Genomic DNA, 16,470 nt, shown 5'->3' on the forward strand with positions numbered 1-16,470 from the left:
CGACTCACCTACCGCTCTCAAAAAGCGAAGCAGAAGCTCCAAGCGGTTTAGTTGCAGATCCAGAGGGCAAGGAGTGACTTAATCAACATCCCTTTCTATTTCCGATAAGGTTTAATTCACCCGACACTAGGTCAAGCCACAGCAATTGAGACGATCGGATGCTGGAGTGGATTGTTTTTGCGCTCGCATCTTCTCCATGATCAAGGCGCTTTTAATGATGTCTACAACACAGGTGACAATCTTAATCCAAACGTGAGTGTGATTAGTCAAACTACCTGATTGCTGCAACTCTGTTTCGGCACTTCTAGTTTTGTTACTGAACAATTGATCGCCATTGATAGCGGAATCAACCGCGCCATAACAACAGATGGTAATGGCGGAGTGTGTTGGTGTGAATTAATTACTGTTCATGACACAGCTCATTGATGAACAGAAGTATTCTCATGTCTCTAAACAATGAAAGGAAGTAACTAATGTCACAACATCAAGGTACAATTCAATACGAGCAAAATGGGCAAATTTATGTTCAAATAACATCTCCACAAGAGAAGCAGCATGACTACGGAGAAGCGATCGCAATCCTCGCCTCACAGATCCGAGGTGAACTGATCCTTCCTAACCACCCTGCCTATGAAGCAGAACGAAAAGTCTGGAACGGCCTCGCTGATGCCTATCCGGCTGTGATTGTGCGCTGTGCTGATGCGGAAGATGTTAAAGTCGCCGTCAACTTTGCCCGTGAGCAGGCAATGACGCTCTCCGTGCGGAGCGGAGGACATAGTGCAGCCGGACATGGCACCAATACCGGTGGACTGGTGATCGATCTTTCCCAGATGAAGACGATTACGGTTGACCCGGTACGCCACATAGCCCGTCTGGAACCCGGTCTTACCTGGGGTGAGGTCGTCAAAAGGCTCCAGCCCTTTGGATTGGCATTGACGGCAGGCGACGTTGCCTCTGTGGCTGTGGGTGGTTTGCTGCTCAGTGGTGGCATCGGTTGGATGGTCCGCGCCTACGGTTTAACGATCGATCGCTTGCAGGCAGTGGAACTTGTTACAGCGGATGGACAACTGCGGCGTGCCAGTGCTGACGAGAATCCCGAACTGTTTTGGGGACTGCGCGGTGGTAGTGGGAACTTTGGTATTGCGACCGCTTTCGAGGTAAACCTACATCCAGGTGGAACTGTTCTGGGAGGTGCCGTCTTTTATGAGGCAACCGAGGCAGAGCGTATCCTGCGAGAGTATACCCGTCTAGCCACGGCAGCACCGGATGAACTTTCCACTCAAGTTTTGTTCATGCCGGCACCTCCTGCCCCCTTCATTCCCCCTGACAAACAGGGAACCCCAGTCGTCGGGATTATGGTCTGCTACACCGGTGACATAGAAGAGGGTGAGCGGGTTGTGGCTCCCCTACGTCAGCTTGCCACCCCAATCGCCGACCTGATTGCCCCCATGCCCTACTCGGCTATGTTTGCGCTCACAGCGGTTGGTGAAATCCCTGGCTTTCAGCATCATTCGCGATCGCAGTTTTTCGAGACGTTCTCAGACGAGATGATACACGCATTAGTTGAATCCGCTCAATCTATCCTGTCTCCTGAAACGCTGATCACCCTGCGTGTCCTGGGTGGCGCGATGAGTCGGGTTGCGACGGATGCAACAGCCTTTGCTCACCGCGATAAACAGGGCATGGTGTTGATCACTCACTTCGCACCATTATTTGTCGACGCTGCCAGTCTGGATGCCCGCACCCAGAGAGTCTTTCGGGCGCTCCTACCCTACGCTAACGGTGCTTATGTGGGCTTCCTGGCGGATGAGGGGGAGCAGCGGATTCATGAAGTCTATCCGACGGCCACATACGAGCGACTTGTCGCGCTCAAGAATCAGTATGACCCCACCAATCTGTTTCATCGCAACCAGAATATCAAACCCACTGTTGCCCCAGCGACGCTGGTCACCTCAGTAAGTTCATAGCGCTATAGCATTCACAAACAGGTTGTGACTAAGGGGTGTGAGGGTGAAGCCCTTACGCAGGGGGTTTCACCTCGCACCCCGTTCAAATCTCAGAAAGAATCACCATACCTTGTACCCCTAAAACAATGAGTACTCAATTCAGTCAAAGCAAAGTTGCAATTGTCGGACAGCGCGAGAACCTCGATTGGTTCGTTACAATGCCTGACGAGCAGATGGCGATCCGCGTCCACAGTAAAGATGTCGATGGGGCTTTCACAATTATTGAAGTAGATGTTCCACCGTTCTCAGGTCCACCACTCCACTATCACAAAGATAGGGAAGAGATTTTTGAAGTCCTGGAAGGTAGATTTCGCTTTCACGTCGAGGGACAAGAGTTTGAGGTCGGACCCGGAACATCGGTGGTTGTGCCCCGTAACACCGTGCATGGATGGGTGAATCTTGGACCCGGAAGGGCTCGGTTGCTTGGCACCTTCGTCCCCGGTGGCATCGACGAATTCTTCCCCCAAATTGGTCAAACGCCACCCGCAGGTTGGATAGATCTTGCACGCCAGCACGATACTTGGATCGTTGGAGCGCCCCTGTCTGTCAAGTAAATGGGTGTGGACGACGGCTTGTAAGTGGATCGCCCAGTCAGTCAATCTCAACTTGTAGAGAGCAAAACGCACCATTTTATGGCCCTCAAACCTCACAAGTCATTGCTGGTTTTCGTCGTCGCGATGGGTTTGAGCTAGATGGAAATCCTGATGCCGATCGCGTAGCCGATCTTGCCGTTCGTCGCAAGCTAGATCAATTAACACCGAACGCTTGGTCTGAAGCTGAGGCTACAGCATTTTAGAGTTTAACTATTCAAGTGGTGTCGCAAAGACTGAGTTTTCAGAATACAACTCTTGTCAATAAAGCTCTAATTGCGACACCACTTCCGAATACAGTTACTGCTCTGCTTTGGATCGATCAAATCGCTTTGATTAAACAATTCCACTCCAGTAACTACAGGACTACAACACCATGAAGACATCCATAAACCGCTCTACCTTCCTTCTTGCCCTGGCAACTTGTATTGCAGTTAATTTCTATTTACCTGCTACTGCCGATTCTACCGCGAGTTTAATCCTTAGTCTGAGATGCCGAGGTGGATATGATGTCAATATTTGGAAAACAAAGGCTTCAGGTGAACTACTCTACCGCTCGACAAGTCGTAACGGTAATTTGAGTTTGGGAAGAGGAACGCGCCAAGCTACAGAAGGCGTTCAAGTTTACAAGTTCCGGAATGGCAATTATCAATACTGGGTATGGGATGGCACATTGGATAGCAAGCAATCTGGAACGTTAGAGGTGTACAAAAACAACTACATCCAAATGCAGCAAGCTTGTACGAAACGTTAATTCAGCCTTAATCTAGATCGTAAGCTGATGTGCATTTAAATTGCATGGCTAGGGTTTGGGGAGTCAGGAGCCAGAATTTAGAATACAGAAGGCTCCTGGCTTCTGATTCCATTGAGAAATGCAACTTGAATGCCGATTAGCTTAGAAGCGATCGCAAAAATTAATTACATAGGTGTCTCCGAACTCCTTCAGCACTTGGTATGAATCGAAGCTTGCTTTTCACCTTCATGCCTGGTGGGATCGACGAATTCTTTCCCCAAATCGGTCAAACGCTGCCCGCAGGTTGGACAGATCTTGGGCCTCGGTACGACACTTCGATTGTTGGAGAACCCCTCTCCGCTTAAGCTCTATCTTCCAACGCCGCTGCTGAACCTGCACTGAATTACGGCAAAGCAAATATTTGAATAACGTGACTGAGCAGGATCATTGAGCGACTGTTTGAGAAAATTAGGCAAAAATCTGCAAAGTTTATGTATTTAGAACCTTTTGTCTAAAACTTATGATGAACCCATACCAAAAAGGTAATGAAAAGATAAGGCAATAAAGGAGATAAACCAATGACTCAGAAAACATGGTTCATTACAGGTGCTTCCCGTGGAATTGGTGCCGAAATCGCGATCGCTGTTTTGGCAGCAGGAGACCAATTAATTGCAACCGCCCGCAAAAAGTCTGATTTAGAGCAATTCGAGTCGAACTCCAATGTGTTGACGCTGAGCTTGGATATTACCGATGAGGCTCAGGTACAAGCAGCAGTGGCAGCAGCGCTGGAACGCTTTGGGCAGATCGATGTGTTAGTCAACAATGCAGGATTCGGTTTACTGGGTGGCATCGAAGAAACCAGTGCAGAAGAGGTTGAGCGGGTCTATCGCACAAATGTCTTCGGGCTGTTGAATATGACCCGTGCCGTATTGCCCAGTATGCGTCAGCGCCGCTCTGGACACATCATTAACCTATCGTCGATTGGGGGTTATCGCTCTACTCCAGGCTGGGGCATTTACTCCTCAACCAAGTTTGCAGTCGAAGGTATTACCGAAGCTCTGCATGATGAGTTAGCGCCTCTGGGCATCCATGCCACTGTGGTCGAGCCGGGATACTTCCGAACCAATTTTCTCGATGGCAGTTCACTCCAACGCACTGCAATGGAAATTCCCGATTACGCGGAGACCGTCGGTAAAGTTCGTAAAATCGCCTCTGACCTGAGCTATCAACAGCCGGGAGATCCCACCAAGCTTGCCCAGGCAATGCTTCAGCTCGTGAATGCTGATACGCCACCGCTGCGGTTGCCGCTTGGTACAGACACCCTTAAAGCCATTGCCCAGAAAAACGCTTACGTCGAGCAAGAAACAGCACAATGGCGCGCTCTGGCTGAATCTACTGATTACAGATAGTGAGCACAGGCGGGTAAAGGAAAGATAGCGAATGAATGCTTTCAAGGTCTCGCTGGCGACTTTACATCCCACCGAGACCTTGAAAGCATAACGGCAGAGGTGAGCGGTGGTAGATACGACTAGAACTAAGCATGAGGTCTTTTATCCTATCCGCTCTGCTAAAGGGTTAGCTTGCTGTCGTCTAGAAGTTATTCAAGCCAGAGAAAAGCGCGACGCAATTCGGCAGTACCGTTATTCTCATACCAACGACCGTGGGATAAGATTACTTTTTCAGGGTTCCACTGAAGTATTCGCTTTAAGCAGCTACGTGCCTGTTCCTTTTTTCCCAAAAATGTCATTCGCAAATCCAATGAGATTTTTCCATCAGGATCAGCAATCCCTCCTAACTTAAGTAGCCAATACAATCGCTGACTCACTTTGTTCAGTTCAAAGTTTTCGATGAGATCCGCAAGGATGAGAGTGGCGCTCCTGCGGTGGAAAAAGACGACTTCTTCCATAAATCGACTGCCACGAAAGATTAATTGGTCCAGGTCCGCTACCAATTACCTCAATTTAGTTGCTGTATGACAATAAAGGATGAAATAAAGTTTGAGTGTAATAGTTAAGACTCTTCGACGGTTGAATTCACGTTATATTTCTACAATTACAAAACTGTCTTTGTAGTTCTTCTGAACTTAGCTAACTATCTTGGATTTCAGGATTTGCTTTATGTCAGATGAAAAATCAGGGTCCAGCGATAAATCAGGTCAACAGAGTATTTTAATTAAGATAGGTGTAGTGGTAGGAAGCCTAGCTGCTATCACCACAGGTTTAACTACAATCGCCAAAGATGGCAATACGATCTGGGACAGTCTACCTTTTTCAAAACGGAGTACTGCAGTAGTTGCTTCCCCTTCTACTTCAACAGCAGCATCTCCTATCAATCAGAAGTTCTACGTCATTGCCGCACAATCAGAATACCCTGAGGCATTACGTCAGGAGCCGATTCGAGCGGTTGGTTTGGAGTTCACACGCTCCTTTCCCGACATCCGGATTTGTCCATCAAAGGTAAATTCTAGAATATACTACTTAGTTCTCGGTTCAAATCTCTCTCAGTCTGAAGCTCAAAGCCTACGGCAACAAGCGATCGTCAATAATTTTCGAACTGATACATATCTACAATCTGAACAAGAAATCTTCTTTGTACCCAGTAATTGTTCACCTGTAACAAAATGAGTTTAGCTTGCTACCTCTAATGTACAGTGCCAGATTAAATGACATTGAGACAGATTCGTGTCGCTCAGAAAAACTCCTTCTGGGGCAGACTTATAGAGAGAGTTTGCTCAACGACCTAGCATTGAGCTAGCGCGATTATTAAGCTAACTGCCGATGGAGAAGCCAGCTAGCATTAGCTTCGTTTCTTTACGACATTAATGTGTCTCCATGACAAACGAAAAGTCACTGTACGAAATCATTGCCAGTGGATGAAAGGAACTGACTGTGCCTGGAACGTCTCGTAGTCTTTTGATGTATCGAGATCGATTGCACCTTCTGGGAAAGGAACTCCAAAAACGGCTTGGGTGTGCTGTTTAATGACCTGTCTTGCACCTACATCACCGCTGAGTGTGCTCAGTTCCGAGAACAAAACGCGGCTGAACAATGCAGGTACGCCCGATATTTCTGCGTATTCTGAAGCAATTATTGGCTTACCTGTAGCTTGGTAAGCTGCAACAAGCTGATCGATAATTTGAGTGGAGACGAAAGGCTGATCGCAAAGCATCAGCACTACAGCTTCTACATCTGGGTTGATTGCATTAAGAGCTTCTATGCCAATGCGAATTGAGGTACTCATCCCCTCTACCCAGTATGGGTTTTCGACGACTAGTGCATCGAGCGGCTCAACCTCGGGTTTAATGCGATCGCTGCTTGCGCCCAACACAACAATAATTGGATTGCAGACTGAGGCGATCGCAACTTCGACAATATGACTGATGAGACTTCGTTCTCCGAACTGTAGCAGTTGTTTCGGCACTCCCATCCGAGTGGATGCACCTGCGGCTAACACGATTAGACCGACAGCAGACATAAGCAATTCAAAATAGGGAAACCTGATGTTTGCCAGCATCTTGGCTGCTGCCTTGGTGCAAGTTCAATGCACGACAGTTGATCAATTCTTCGCTATGAATGGAGCCGATTCGTTCTCTCAATGCGCCGCCAGAACGATTGGCGATAACGGCTTGAATTTCTGCGACAATCGCCAGAGCTATTGCCTCTGGTGCATCAGCACCAATATCGAGACCGATTGGACTGTAAAGGCGATGCAGTTGAGCGGCTGTGGGTATGAATCCGTCGGCTTGCAACTCCTGAAGCAATCGTTGGGTGCGACTTTTCGGACCAAGGATGCCCACATAACGGAGCGGTGAAGGAAGTAGCGATCGCAGCAGCGATCGATCGCGGAGGTAGTTGTGGGTCATCACCACTGCAACCATGCGCGGATTCAAGGTGAGATGTGCCTGAAGGTTCTCTGGTTCGCTGCGGATAATCTCGTCTGCCAACCCAAAGCGATCGCGTGTAGTGTAACCCGGTCGGCTATCGATTACCGTAACGTGCCAGCCAAGTTGTTTGGCAAACTCAACCACAGGAATTGCATCGTGACCCGCTCCAAATACTAACAGGGGGACAAGGGGTTGAATGACTTCGATGAGAACTTCTGCTGCACCGTTGGATAACCTGTAGCTTTGCACCTGCGATCGCGTAGCGTTTCCGTCGGAGAATTGCGCCTCGCCAAGCACCCGGTGGGCATCTTCCAGTACACGGTGAGCCAGCTGACGGTCTTCAATACCATCAACCACAGTACCATCAGGTTTCAACAGGAGGCGGGAGGCAATGTTAGCACGGGTTTCTCCCTCGACGCGGAATACCGTTGCGATCGCTCCAGGTTCGCTCTGATGTAGACACTCTGCGATGAACTCGATCTGACTCCTTGCAGACGCATCGTTCAGGGACTCAATTAGCACGTCTACCACACCATTGCAACCCAAGCCCAATCCCCACACTAGATCCTCGCTAGAAGTGGTATCGTACTGCACCACAACGGGTTGGTCCGAGTAAAACATCAGGGGTTGCGATCGCTCAAAGACATCACCTTCAAGACATCCGCCACTGATGGAACCAATGGTTTGACCGTCTTCTACAAGCAACATCCGTGCCCCCGGTCGGCGATAAACTGAGCCTTTCGTTTTCACGACAGTAGCAAGGGCAGAACACCGTCCGTCATCTACTATCTGCTTAAAGGCTTTAATGATGTCTTGGAATTCTCTCATAGCTGTTATGAACTGATTTTAGTTGTGCTGTTCACAGGAGCTTGTCAGGTGTGATGGGCAGATCGCGGATGCGCTTGCCAGTGGCGTGGAAGATGGCGTTGGCGATCGCTGCCGATACGCCCACGATGCCAACTTCCCCAACGCCTCTTGCCCCTAGCGGATTTGCCTTGAGGTCTGGCTCTCCTACAAAGTACGTTTCGATCGCGGTCACGTCGGCATTCACGGGCACGTGGTACTCACCGAAATTGGCATTAACGAAACGCCCATTACGCGCATCCATTTGGGTGTACTCCATCAGCGCCTTGCCAATGCCGCCCACAACTGCACCGCTCACCTGAGAGCTTGCCGTTTTGGTATTAATCACCCGCCCGATATCACAGACCGAGACAACCCGCGATACACTCACCAGTCCAAATTCCGGATCGATATGCACCTCAGCGAAGTGTGCGCCAAAGGAGTGGATGGAGAAGCGCTGCTTCTCGTCTCCCGGTTCAGAATCCTTTTCGGTTTCAATGTAGTCTCTGTTAGCGCGTTTCAGGATGTCTATATAGCTCTCACCCTTCGACGCATCCTGCTTTAAAAACAGCCGTCCGTCTTCCACCCCAACCTCATTTGCCTTGACGTTGGACAGGAGTGAATTCGGCTGAGTACTTGCTAAAGACAGTGCTTGTTCGCGGACTGCCAGACACGCCGCTTGCACCGCAGAACCCAGACTCGCGGTGAGCATCGAGCCGCCTTGTACAGGGGAGTAGGGAAAATCTGTATCCCCCAACTCAAACCGTACTCGTTCGGGCGGCAAACCCAGGGCATCTGCCGCAATTTGGGTCATAATCACATAAGTCCCTGTGCCAATGTCGCTCCCTGCACTTTGCACCACCGCCGTGCCGTCAGCCAGGAGACGCGCTTTGGCAACGGCTCGCAAGCGATTCATCGGGTAAGTAGCAGTTGCCATGCCCATGCCAACCAAGTAGCGACCGTCACGCATCGATCGCGCTTCCAGTTTGCGCCGCGACCAGCCAAACTTTTCTGCCCCCACCTGGTAGCATTCCTTGAGAAATTTGCTCGACCAAGGCAGCCCATCCTCGGGATTGACTTCGGCATAGTTCCGCATTCTCAATTCGAGCGGATCGAGTTTGAGGGTGTAGGCAAGTTCATCCAGACAGCATTCGAGGGCATACACACCAGAAATTTCCCCCGGTCCCCGCATAAAGGTGGGCGTATTGGTGTTGAGTCGGACGAGACGGTATCGCGTTACCAGGTTAGGACAGGCATAAAGTATCCGAGTCGCATCGAGCGTAGCTTCGGTATACTCTTCGTACATGGAGGTTCCCGCCGTTGCCTCGTGGACGATCGCACTAAGCTTGCCACTCTTCGACGCTCCTAGTGCCACCCGTTGCACCGTGTAAGGTCGAAATCCCACTGAAGTGTACATCTGCTGGCGGGTGAGCACCAGCTTGACGGGACGCCCCACCTGACGGGCAGCGATCGCGGCTACAGTGACATGGGGCCAACTCCGCAGACCTGAACCAAATCCTCCGCCCACGAAGGGCGAGATCACTCGCACGTTCTCTTCAGGCATTCCAAAGGTTAGGGCGACGTGCTTCCGAGTGTTGTACACCCATTGAGTTTTGTCGTAAAGTGTCAGTTTGTCGCCCTGCCAAATCGCGATCGTGGCGTGTGGCTCCATCGGGTTGTGGTGTTCGATGGGAATCGTGTAGCTGCCCTCAACCCGCACCTCAGCACTCGCCACAGCATCGGGATTGCCGCGTACCACATCGGCATGTCGTCCTCCTTGGCTGGATTCGGTAGGCGGGAAAGCTTGTGCCATTGCCGCTTCTACAGTTGTCGTGGGAGTTTGCTCTTCGTAACGAACCTGCACCAGCGAAGCAGCATACTGAGCACGCTCCAGGGTATCCGCGACCACCACTGCAATCGGCTGACTGTTGAAGTAGATGGTGTCGCTTTGGAGGACGGGAAAGTGTTGCCCCACTTTGGGATCGATAATCGCCCGCTGCTCTGGTTTGTCAAAGTTCAGCTTTGGCGCGTTGAGATGGGTAATAACAGCAAGAACGCCAGGAGCGCGTTCTGCGGCTTGGGTGTCGATTTGCCGGATGCGCCCTTTCGCGATCGTACTCATGACCAACACGGCATGTACGAGGTCAGGCACTTCAAACTCCGCCGAGTAACGTGCTGCCCCAGTCACTTTCAAGCGCCCGTCAACGCGATCCATCGGCTTACCGACAGCAGCATTTTTCTCCTGACTCATGCCACACCTCCATCAGCTACTGTAGTCAACGCCTGCACGATCGCCCGCTTGCCCATCTCAATCTTGAAGCGGTTGTGTTCGTAAGCCTGTGCTTCACGCATCGTCGCTTCAGCGGCTTGCTGAAATATCGCTGCTGTCGCCGGTGCACCCGTCAGTATTTTTTCCGCTTCCACCAAACGCCACGGCTTGTGTGCCACTCCCCCCATCGCTACCCGTGCTTGGCGGATTCTGCCGCGCTGAATATCCAGCGTGGCAGCAACAGAGACGAGGGCGAACGCATAAGAGGTGCGATCGCGCAATTTCAGGTAGTACGATCGCGGCGCGAAAACGGCAGATGTAGCGGGTAAGTCGATCGCGGTGATGAGTTCGTCGCGCTTAAGGTTGGTGTCGAGTTGAGGTGTGTCGCCTGGTAGTCGGTGAAACTCTGCAATGGGAATACTTCTTTGCCCTTGCGGTCCCTCGACTTGCACGATCGCATCCAGCGCCGCCAGTGCCACGCACATATCCGATGGATGCGTGGCAATGCACTGCTCGTTCGCGCCGAAGATCGCATGGATGCGGTTGTAGCCTTCCAGAGCGGCACAACCCGTACCGGGTTCTCGCTTGTTGCAAGGCGTCGCCGTGTCGTAGAAGTAGTAGCAGCGCGTTCTTTGCATCAGGTTCCCGCCGTTGGTTGCCATGTTTCGCAGTTGGGCGCTGGCTCCAGCCAGGATAGCTTGAGAGATCAGTGGGTAGCGCTGGCGCACCAGTGGGTGATTTGCCGTGTCGCTGTTGCGTGCCAAAGCACCGAGACGCACGCCACCATCGCGTTCTTCAACACCAACGAGTTCCAGCCGCGAGATATCCACGAGGCGATCGGGCTGTTCTACGTGGTCCTTCATTAAATCTAGAAGGTTCGTGCCGCCAGCAATGAACTTCGCTGTTTGGTCACTGCCAACAGTCTGGATGGCTGCGTCTCGCTCTGTCGTGCGCGTATAAGCAAATGGTTTCATGATGTCTTGCTTCTCTAGTAGTCTGCCAAGGCAAGTGTGCAGAGATTAAAATTCTCCGCGTCTCCCTATCCCCGTGTCCCCGCGTCAGTCCTAACCATCAATTTTGGGTTGGTCGAGACTAAGCTTGGGGTCTTCCGCTTGCTTCGCGGACAGCCGCGACGATGCCGGGGTATGCGCCGCAGCGACAGATGTTGCCGCTCATGCGTTCGCGTATCTCCGCATCCGTTAGCTTCACGCCTCCGGTTTGCCTAACATCAGCCGTTACCGCACTCGCCGTACCTGTTGCTACTTCATCCAATAGCGCTACAGCCGAGCAAATCTGACCGGGCGTGCAGTAGCCGCACTGAAAGCCGTCATGCTTAATGAATGCCGCTTGCAGTGGATGCAGTTCATCTCCCTTAGCGAGACCCTCAATTGTGGTGATCTCGTCACCTTCATGCATCAGCGCTAGGGTGAGGCAGGAATTGATGCGCCGTCCGTTAACCAATACCGTACAAGCGCCACACTGTCCGTGGTCGCAACCCTTCTTGCTCCCGGTAAGCCCCATGTACTCGCGCAAGGCATCGAGCAACGTGACGCGCGGCTCTATTTTCACGGCGCGTGCTGTCCCATTCACCCGTAGCGTCACATCAACCGTGTCTGTTCCTGGGATGGTGCTAACTGATGGAGAAGATTGCCGACGAGTTTGGGCAAACGCTTTACTCGCCCAGTCGCCCAGCATACTAAAAATTGCGCCGAGCAGCATGAGCTGACCGAACCGTCGTCGTCTCAACCGAAACCTCATCGGCGTTCTCCTAAGTTAAATCTTTTGGTATGGATCGAGGCGAAATTAATCTATCGCTGAATAGACTGCGGATGATTGGTATGGCATTGCTATATAAGAGTGAGCACAGTATTCGTTAGATACACAATATTTCTGTGAAAAAATTACGAAGTTAAAGCTTTCTCAATACGGCGATCAGGAATTAACCACAGAATAGCTACGGCAGCATAAAGTAAGCAAGCTAACCAAGGCGCTACAAAAGCCAGCAGAATTGCCACAGCATAAGTGATGACAGAGACTTTGCCTTTAAAGTCTGACCCAAGAGCAACGGCTAAAGTAGAATCTTTACCGTGATAAGCGATTAAAGTCCGAGTCAGAATAAAGTACGAGATCGCGCCACAGAACAGCACGAAGCCATAACAAGCAACAGGCACTGTGGCAGACAGGTTTTCGCCTGCCCACACCGTGACAAAGGGAAAGAGCGACAACCAAAACAGTAGATGTAGATTCGCCCACAAGACATGACCATTGACCCACTGCACCGCTTGAAATAGGTGATGATGGTTATTCCAGTAGATCGCTAGATAAATAAAACTGAGGACATAACTGAGGAAGACTGGAACTAATGGTCGTAATGCCTCGAAATTAGTGTCGTGGGGCACTTTTAATTCCAACACCATAATCGTGATAATAATGGCAGTTACTGCATCACTGAAGGCTTCTAACCTGCCTTTATTCATGGTTCGTAAGCTCCATTGAAACTGACTGCAAGTCAGCCTAAACATTCTGTACTCAAGCTCGGCACACTGAGAGTCGCAATCTTCTATTACCGCCCGCGCGGCGGTACACGTCTCCAGAATTCATCGAAGGTGATCGAGTCAAAGAATGCAGTAACATTGACGATCTTTCCGTCCCGCATCTCCATAAACCAAGCGTAGGTATTGCGATAAGGCTTGCCGTCAACTGCCGTAGCCTCACCATCAAACAACACGATGACTGTATCACCTTCAGTGTATAGACTGCGGATGGTGGGGGATAGCGGTTTGGTCAACCGGGCGTTGAACGGTTTGATTACCGTGTCCAAAAATTCGTCGCGAGACGCATATTCTTTAGCGGCAAGAGACTTTCCTGTAATGGTCCAGGTCGCATCAACCGCCAGCAACTCAAATGGTCCTCCAGTTCCGGCGCGCCAGCGATCGAAGCTTGCTTGAATCAGTTGCTTGTTCGCTTCGGGCTTCGTTTCAGAGGCATGCATAGATGGAGGTCCCATCAAACATGCGAGGATGACGGCAACAAAAAAGTATCCTGCGCGGGTAAACATTTGCACTCCTTCTAGGGTAAGGGTAACTTCTCAAAATCGCCGATTCTACAGTTTCTTTGCGACGGAACCGATCGGTCAAAATTTGATGATCGCCCGCCCAACAACATCACCCGTCCATAGAAGATCGAGGGTTTCGTTGACCTGATCAAGGCTGATAATTTTAACCGTGTGACGAATCTTGCCCTGCGAGGCAAGCATCATGACTTCAGTCAGATCGTTATAATTGCCCTAGAACGAACCGTGATAGGTGTATTCGCGAGCGACCAACGGGAACAGCGGGATGTTGATTTGATCGCCCACCAAGCCGACCGACGCATAATGCCCACCGACGGACAGAAGCTCAAACCCAGTGCGGATCATGGCTTCAACACCTGCACAATCAATGACCGCGTCAAGTTCTCCCTTGCCAATAGCGTTGTTCAGCTCCTGACGCAGATCCGCCGTGGATTTGCCTTTGGTGTCAAGAACGAGAGGTTTGCGATATTCATGTATGCGCGCTGCTAGCATGAGTAGTTTTCTTTCTTCGCTTAGGGTTACACAAATCCCAGTAGATGCATTGTCACATCGACATTTCTTCGATCAATTACGATTTTTTTGCAACCTAATTCGGTGCTCATTTTGTTCCCTGCTAGGTTGGTGAGCTTGCTGCTTATCCTGGCTACATTTCAGTGCTCATCAGTGCTCAGCGATCGCCCAATACAAATCACTCACGTTCTTTGAGACATCTTTGTTCTTCTAAGAGTTAGTTAATAACAGCGTTATCCCATTGAATGAGTAGCAGTATTTTTGTTCACTCCTTGGATTGATTCAGCGATCAAAGCAAGTCTTGTTATGCCTTGCTCCTTGCCTTATCCTTATTCCCTTGGAGTGTGTTCATCATAGAGTTGAAAGAATCAGCGCTAAATACATAAAACTTGCACACACTTGCCTAATACTCTCAGGCAGAGGATTGACCAGAGTAAATATTCTCTATAGAGTGTCTGAAAATGGTTGAGTTTCTCAAGCATCCAGTAGGGTGATTGCAATAATGAAGCGGGGTACAGCGAGCAATTTATGTCAAGAATTGGCAACATTAGTGATTCGGCACACCCAGGGAAAGGGAAATGGTATCCATTCAACCGCCATTGAGCAGTTGGAATTGATGCGGGAATCTGCGGCTCCGACAGCACTCCGTGCCGTGTATGAACCGACGCTTTGCATCATTCTTCAGGGTAAAAAAGAAACCTTACTGGGCCAAGAAACCTATCACTATGGGACGGCTCAATATATTGTGGTCACAGTCGATCTGCCACTCAGCGGATTGATTATCGAAGCAACAGCGGATAAGCCGTATCTCTGCTTTAAGCTCAGTCTGGACGCGAATCAGCTTTGGAATATTATCGATCAAATCCAGTGCAGTCCGGATCAAAAAGAAAGTGCAGTCAGAGGCTTGTTCGTAAGTGATGCTGATGAATCCTTGATTGATTGTGCCATCAGGCTGACACGGCTTCTGGATACGCCGCAGCATATCCCATTCCTGGCACCCATGATTGTTCGCGAAATCTATTACCGCCTTCTAATCGGTGAACAAGACCAAGCGGTTCGGCAGATTGCGACATTTGGGAGTCATATGCAGCGCATTGCGGCAGTAATTAAGCAAATTAAAGCTGAGTTTACAAAAACATGGCGGGTTGATGATTTGGCAAAGCAAGCGGGTATGTCTCCCGCATCATTCCATCGTCACTTCAAGGCAATCACTTCAATGAGTCCGATGCAATATCAAAAACAGCTAAGGCTGATGGAAGCACGTCGTCTAATGCTGATTGAAAACGTTGATGTAACTAATGCTGCTTATAAAGTTGGGTATGAGAGTGCCTCACAATTCAGCCGTGAATATTCTCGTATGTTTGGTATGTCACCCGCTAAGGATATTGGACAGTTCCGTAAAGTCTAAATCATGATCCAAGCTGAAAGCTATATGCAGCAAAAGACAATGTATCTAACATTTAAGAATGATGTTTCGCGATCGTTTCTTTAGCAGGGTTTCTGGCTGTGGTCTGAGCACAGCCAGAATCTCTTCCTTGTCTGGAGGGCCGCGATCGCGCTCGTTGCAGTCCCGCCTTGGCTCGCTCAGAAATTCTGGCTGCTTCTTGTTGTGCGAGGTAAGCCAACACTCCCACAACAATGTGAGCTACCAATTCATTCTCAGCATCCAGCAGAGGCTCAGTGTAACTCTTGAATCTAAGCCTAGATTGCTGAGTTGCTAGGAGGTAGGCGATCGTCTTGCCGATGCCTTCACGACTGAATCTATCCAGGGACCAAAACAGCAATACATCAAACTTTCGCTTTGCTGCATCTTCAAACTGCGGCTGAAGTTTCCGCGCTCGCGCTTCCCCTTGCGGCCAGATACGCGGTCAATGTAGATGTTGGCAATCTGCCAACCTTGGCGCTCGCAAAATTCTTTTAGTTGCAAAAGCTGGTTATCCGTATCTTGTCCTTTGTCAGTTGTTGAAACGCGAAGGTATAGGGCACAAGTGGTTTGCTTCATGCAGCAAGGCTAGCAAAAAAGGGCCGTTTTTTGCTAGGGCCTCTACTCAAAACTCCGCCCCTGATTTAAGGTCGTTTCAGCCTCATCAAGTCATACCCCTTATATGATAGGCCTTGATGGCTTAGTCCGTTATTAGCGATCGCGATCGCCTCCTCCACTGTCCATTAAAAAATTAATCAACAGCTCTAAAGAATTAATTCCACAAACGAAACGTATTAAAGCTTCTGTTCTCAAAGCATTTCAACTAAGGAAGATATTTCTTTAGATGTGAAATTAATTCTTTAAAGGATAACTGCTGTAACTCCTTGTGCTAAAGCGTTAAAGCAGCTAAGAGTTAGATTAATCACATCAGCAGGTTCCTCCTTCGGAAATACGATCCCTTGCCATGCCCTTCACTGAAGTGAAACTACTGGTAAAGAGTAAAAGCTGGTTTTGGCACTATAACCTTATACCAATTCAAGAAATACCTGGTACAGATAGGGCATTGACGATATAATCCCAACCTGTTAGCGAGGCAATCATCTGGGGATGTAACTGCTGCAATTGCTCTGCTAGCACTCC

General features: G+C 49.8%; 17 protein-coding genes and 1 pseudogene. 7 read left to right on the forward strand and 11 right to left on the reverse strand.

The window, feature by feature from the left end; genetic code table 11:
- Positions 1 to 473: 473 nt before the first annotated feature.
- The 5 genes from H6F90_RS07925 (at position 474) to H6F90_RS07945 (ending at position 4,738) form a co-directional block, all read left to right on the forward strand.
- The gene (locus tag H6F90_RS07925; RefSeq protein ID WP_190551748.1) at positions 474 to 1,967 is read left to right on the forward strand and encodes an FAD-binding oxidoreductase; all 1,494 of its coding nucleotides are present in this window, start codon (positions 474 to 476) and stop codon (positions 1,965 to 1,967) included.
- A 125-nt stretch (positions 1,968 to 2,092) separates the two neighbouring features.
- Positions 2,093 to 2,560 carry a cupin domain-containing protein gene (locus H6F90_RS07930; RefSeq protein ID WP_190551750.1) on the forward strand — a complete coding sequence of 156 codons (468 nt, stop codon included), beginning with the start codon at positions 2,093 to 2,095 and terminating at the stop codon, positions 2,558 to 2,560.
- Between the two features lie 412 nt (positions 2,561 to 2,972).
- Positions 2,973 to 3,350 (forward strand): hypothetical protein, encoded by a 378-nt coding sequence (locus tag H6F90_RS07935; protein WP_190551752.1) that lies wholly within the window; start codon positions 2,973 to 2,975, stop codon positions 3,348 to 3,350.
- Between the two features lie 200 nt (positions 3,351 to 3,550).
- On the forward strand, positions 3,551 to 3,694 hold the full coding sequence (locus H6F90_RS07940; RefSeq protein WP_199295790.1) for a hypothetical protein: 144 nt from the start codon (positions 3,551 to 3,553) through the stop codon (positions 3,692 to 3,694).
- A 213-nt stretch (positions 3,695 to 3,907) separates the two neighbouring features.
- A complete protein-coding gene (locus H6F90_RS07945; protein WP_190551754.1) occupies positions 3,908 to 4,738 on the forward strand; it encodes an oxidoreductase in 831 nt (276 codons plus the stop codon).
- A gap of 188 nt (positions 4,739 to 4,926) precedes the next feature.
- On the opposite strand, the gene H6F90_RS07950 is transcribed toward H6F90_RS07945, so the two are convergent.
- A complete protein-coding gene (locus H6F90_RS07950) occupies positions 4,927 to 5,235 on the reverse strand; it encodes a hypothetical protein (RefSeq protein WP_199295791.1) in 309 nt (102 codons plus the stop codon).
- 211 nt (positions 5,236 to 5,446) lie between these two features.
- On the opposite strand from H6F90_RS07950, the gene H6F90_RS07955 reads away from it, so the two are divergent.
- Complete coding sequence (locus H6F90_RS07955) at positions 5,447 to 5,953, forward strand: hypothetical protein (RefSeq protein ID WP_190551756.1); 507 nt, start codon at positions 5,447 to 5,449, stop codon at positions 5,951 to 5,953.
- 235 nt (positions 5,954 to 6,188) lie between these two features.
- On the opposite strand, the gene H6F90_RS07960 is transcribed toward H6F90_RS07955, so the two are convergent.
- The 9 genes from H6F90_RS07960 to H6F90_RS07995 form a co-directional block, all read right to left on the reverse strand.
- Positions 6,189 to 6,803, reverse strand: a complete 615-nt coding sequence (locus H6F90_RS07960) for an NTP transferase domain-containing protein (RefSeq protein ID WP_190551759.1) — start codon at positions 6,801 to 6,803, stop codon at positions 6,189 to 6,191.
- A gap of 7 nt (positions 6,804 to 6,810) precedes the next feature.
- Positions 6,811 to 8,040, reverse strand: coding sequence for an XdhC family protein (locus tag H6F90_RS07965; RefSeq protein WP_190551761.1), 1,230 nt, complete (start codon positions 8,038 to 8,040; stop codon positions 6,811 to 6,813).
- A 31-nt stretch (positions 8,041 to 8,071) separates the two neighbouring features.
- Positions 8,072 to 10,306 carry a xanthine dehydrogenase family protein molybdopterin-binding subunit gene (locus tag H6F90_RS07970; RefSeq protein WP_190551763.1) on the reverse strand — a complete coding sequence of 745 codons (2,235 nt, stop codon included), beginning with the start codon at positions 10,304 to 10,306 and terminating at the stop codon, positions 8,072 to 8,074.
- Positions 10,303 to 11,298 carry a xanthine dehydrogenase family protein subunit M gene (locus H6F90_RS07975; protein ID WP_190551765.1) on the reverse strand — a complete coding sequence of 332 codons (996 nt, stop codon included), beginning with the start codon at positions 11,296 to 11,298 and terminating at the stop codon, positions 10,303 to 10,305. The genes H6F90_RS07970 and H6F90_RS07975 overlap by 4 nt, the downstream gene beginning before the upstream one ends.
- A 118-nt stretch (positions 11,299 to 11,416) precedes the next feature.
- Positions 11,417 to 12,082 (reverse strand): 2Fe-2S iron-sulfur cluster-binding protein, encoded by a 666-nt coding sequence (locus H6F90_RS07980; RefSeq protein ID WP_190551767.1) that lies wholly within the window; start codon positions 12,080 to 12,082, stop codon positions 11,417 to 11,419.
- Between the two features lie 143 nt (positions 12,083 to 12,225).
- Positions 12,226 to 12,801, reverse strand: a complete 576-nt coding sequence (locus H6F90_RS07985; protein ID WP_190551769.1) for a TMEM175 family protein — start codon at positions 12,799 to 12,801, stop codon at positions 12,226 to 12,228.
- An 86-nt stretch (positions 12,802 to 12,887) separates the two neighbouring features.
- Positions 12,888 to 13,382, reverse strand: coding sequence for a nuclear transport factor 2 family protein (locus tag H6F90_RS07990; protein ID WP_190551771.1), 495 nt, complete (start codon positions 13,380 to 13,382; stop codon positions 12,888 to 12,890).
- Positions 13,383 to 13,457: 75 nt separating this feature from the next.
- Entirely contained in the window at positions 13,458 to 13,583 is a 126-nt protein-coding gene (locus H6F90_RS31090) for a hypothetical protein (protein ID WP_255524976.1), read from the reverse strand.
- Positions 13,584 to 13,610: 27 nt separating this feature from the next.
- The gene (locus H6F90_RS07995; RefSeq protein ID WP_190551773.1) at positions 13,611 to 13,889 is read right to left on the reverse strand and encodes a zinc-binding dehydrogenase; all 279 of its coding nucleotides are present in this window, start codon (positions 13,887 to 13,889) and stop codon (positions 13,611 to 13,613) included.
- 520 nt (positions 13,890 to 14,409) lie between these two features.
- Here H6F90_RS07995 and H6F90_RS08000 point away from each other — a divergent pair.
- Positions 14,410 to 15,315, forward strand: coding sequence for an AraC family transcriptional regulator (locus H6F90_RS08000; protein WP_190551775.1), 906 nt, complete (start codon positions 14,410 to 14,412; stop codon positions 15,313 to 15,315).
- Between the two features lie 52 nt (positions 15,316 to 15,367).
- Here H6F90_RS08000 and H6F90_RS31450 read toward each other — a convergent pair.
- Positions 15,368 to 15,909: pseudogene (locus tag H6F90_RS31450) on the reverse strand (recombinase family protein).
- Positions 15,910 to 16,470: the final 561 nt, after the last annotated feature.

Origin of the sequence: Trichocoleus sp. FACHB-591 (assembly GCF_014695845.1) — a bacterium.
GTDB lineage: Bacteria > Cyanobacteriota > Cyanobacteriia > FACHB-46 > FACHB-46 > Trichocoleus.

Coding starts and splice junctions, on each gene's coding strand:
- H6F90_RS07975 (WP_190551765.1), bottom strand. CDS start 11,298: ATGAAACCATTTGCTTATACGCGCACGACAGAGCGAGACGCAGCCATC.
- H6F90_RS07935 (WP_190551752.1), top strand. CDS start 2,973: ATGAAGACATCCATAAACCGCTCTACCTTCCTTCTTGCCCTGGCAACT.
- H6F90_RS07925 (WP_190551748.1), top strand. CDS start 474: ATGTCACAACATCAAGGTACAATTCAATACGAGCAAAATGGGCAAATT.
- H6F90_RS07950 (WP_199295791.1), bottom strand. CDS start 5,235: ATGGAAGAAGTCGTCTTTTTCCACCGCAGGAGCGCCACTCTCATCCTT.
- H6F90_RS08000 (WP_190551775.1), top strand. CDS start 14,410: ATGAAGCGGGGTACAGCGAGCAATTTATGTCAAGAATTGGCAACATTA.
- H6F90_RS07980 (WP_190551767.1), bottom strand. CDS start 12,082: ATGAGGTTTCGGTTGAGACGACGACGGTTCGGTCAGCTCATGCTGCTC.
- H6F90_RS07930 (WP_190551750.1), top strand. CDS start 2,093: ATGAGTACTCAATTCAGTCAAAGCAAAGTTGCAATTGTCGGACAGCGC.
- H6F90_RS31090 (WP_255524976.1), bottom strand. CDS start 13,583: ATGATGCTTGCCTCGCAGGGCAAGATTCGTCACACGGTTAAAATTATC.
- H6F90_RS07960 (WP_190551759.1), bottom strand. CDS start 6,803: ATGTCTGCTGTCGGTCTAATCGTGTTAGCCGCAGGTGCATCCACTCGG.
- H6F90_RS07955 (WP_190551756.1), top strand. CDS start 5,447: ATGTCAGATGAAAAATCAGGGTCCAGCGATAAATCAGGTCAACAGAGT.
- H6F90_RS07940 (WP_199295790.1), top strand. CDS start 3,551: ATGAATCGAAGCTTGCTTTTCACCTTCATGCCTGGTGGGATCGACGAA.
- H6F90_RS07945 (WP_190551754.1), top strand. CDS start 3,908: ATGACTCAGAAAACATGGTTCATTACAGGTGCTTCCCGTGGAATTGGT.
- H6F90_RS07970 (WP_190551763.1), bottom strand. CDS start 10,306: ATGAGTCAGGAGAAAAATGCTGCTGTCGGTAAGCCGATGGATCGCGTT.
- H6F90_RS07965 (WP_190551761.1), bottom strand. CDS start 8,040: ATGAGAGAATTCCAAGACATCATTAAAGCCTTTAAGCAGATAGTAGAT.
- H6F90_RS07995 (WP_190551773.1), bottom strand. CDS start 13,889: ATGCTAGCAGCGCGCATACATGAATATCGCAAACCTCTCGTTCTTGAC.
- H6F90_RS07985 (WP_190551769.1), bottom strand. CDS start 12,801: ATGAATAAAGGCAGGTTAGAAGCCTTCAGTGATGCAGTAACTGCCATT.
- H6F90_RS07990 (WP_190551771.1), bottom strand. CDS start 13,382: ATGTTTACCCGCGCAGGATACTTTTTTGTTGCCGTCATCCTCGCATGT.